This is a genomic window from Nonomuraea sp. NPDC049695 (assembly GCF_040674955.1).
GTDB classification, from domain to species: Bacteria; Actinomycetota; Actinomycetes; order Streptosporangiales; family Streptosporangiaceae; genus Nonomuraea; species Nonomuraea helvata.
In genome coordinates, this window is sequence record NZ_JBFANV010000233.1 from 1 (window position 1) to 1500 (window position 1500).

The window sequence follows — 1500 nt, forward strand, 5'->3', positions numbered from 1 at the left end:
TCCCCTCCTCGTAATACTGGACGCTGAAAAGTGCCGCCCGATGTGGAAATGCCGTTGCCGGTGCGCGTGCGAGCGGCGGCCAGCCCAGGGTCCTGACCCGCACCGCTGATCCAAGCATCGCAGCCGTCCCGCTCGGCGGCCACGGCGCTGCGCGCGAAGTAGTCGCCGATCAGCTGCCCGATCTCGCCGTACCCGACGAGCTGCTCGGGCAGGACGTCGGTGTAGGTCTCGGACGGCAGGGTGTGGACTTCGACGGTGGTGGCCGCCCCGGCGACCGCGGACAGATGCTCGGCATACAGCTTGTCCAGCAGGATCGAGCGGCCTTGGACGGCGTGCTTTTGAAACCAGATGCGCATGTCAGCTCCGCGATCGGCTGGGAGTCGGCTGGGAGAGGATGTCGAGCAACGAGGCCTTGGCCAGGAAGGCGCGGGCGGTCGCCGGGTCGGCGGCGGTGGCGCGCAACCGGGCCACCGCCGCGCGCAGCCGGACCTGGTCGCCGTCCTGGACACCGTCCACCCTGGCTTCGCTGCGCGGGATGACCGCCTCGAGGAGGATCCGGCGGCTGCGGTCGGCCCACCCGTCCAGAGCGGCCACCGGCGCAGCGTCGCCAAGCACGGCCGCGAGCACGCCACCGAGGGCGACGGCCTCGGCGATGCCGGCGTTCATGTTGAGCCCACCGGCGGTGCTGGTCACATGGGCGGCATCGCCGATGAACAGTACTCGCCCGTAGCGGAAGGACTCCAGGACGCCTCGCGCGAGGCGGTAGGTGTCCGCGGCGGTGATCGCCACCTGCTGGCCGCGTACCGGCACAGCCCGGCGGGCCAGCGCGGCGACCTCATCGCTGTGCGGGTTCGCGTCGGCGCCCGGCGGGAGCCGCACAATGATCCGCCAGTGATCGGGCATTTGCAGCAGGCTGCAGGAGCCCGCCGGATCACGTACGTAGGTGAGCGGGGCGAGCCCCGGCAGCAGGTCGGCCAGCGGCGAGTCGGTGAATATCCTCACCGCCCGCGTGGGATAAGGGGTAGCGGCGAAAGGCAGCCCGAGCACTGAGCGGACCGTGCTGTGCGCGCCGTCCGCGGCAACGACATAGTCAGCCACCTCCCACCCGGCACCGGTACGGACCTTCACTCGCGATCCGGTGTCGGTGACCGCGTCCACCGCGGTGGCCACGCGCAACTGTGCTCGCGGGCAACACGCCAGCTCGGCAGCCAGAAGCGCGATGAGGGCGTTCTGCTCGGCGTGCAACCGGTACGGGTGGGCGGTCCGGCCCGCCAGCAGGTTCATGTGCATCTCGGCCAGCACGCGGCCGCGGCGGGTGCGCCACTGCAACCGGTCAACCAGAGTGCCATCAGCGATGAGAGCGTCGGCGATGCCGAGCTCGGCGAGCAGATCCAATGTCGCTGGGTGGAAGGTCGCCGCACGAGAATCAGAGGTCAGCATGCTGCGCCGCTCCAAAACCGTCACAGCCACACCCGCCCGCGACCGCTACGGTGACGCCCA

General features: G+C 70.5%; 2 protein-coding genes. Both read right to left on the reverse strand.

Annotation, left to right across the window (positions count from 1 at the left end):
* Positions 1-356: hypothetical protein (locus tag AB0J64_RS57245; RefSeq protein WP_364047253.1), on the reverse strand; the 356-nt coding region annotated here is incomplete at its 3' end.
* 1 nt (position 357) lies between these two features.
* Positions 358-1470 carry an FAD-dependent monooxygenase gene (locus AB0J64_RS57250; protein ID WP_364047256.1) on the reverse strand — a complete coding sequence of 371 codons (1113 nt, stop codon included), beginning with the start codon at positions 1468-1470 and terminating at the stop codon, positions 358-360.
* Positions 1471-1500 lie beyond the last annotated feature (30 nt).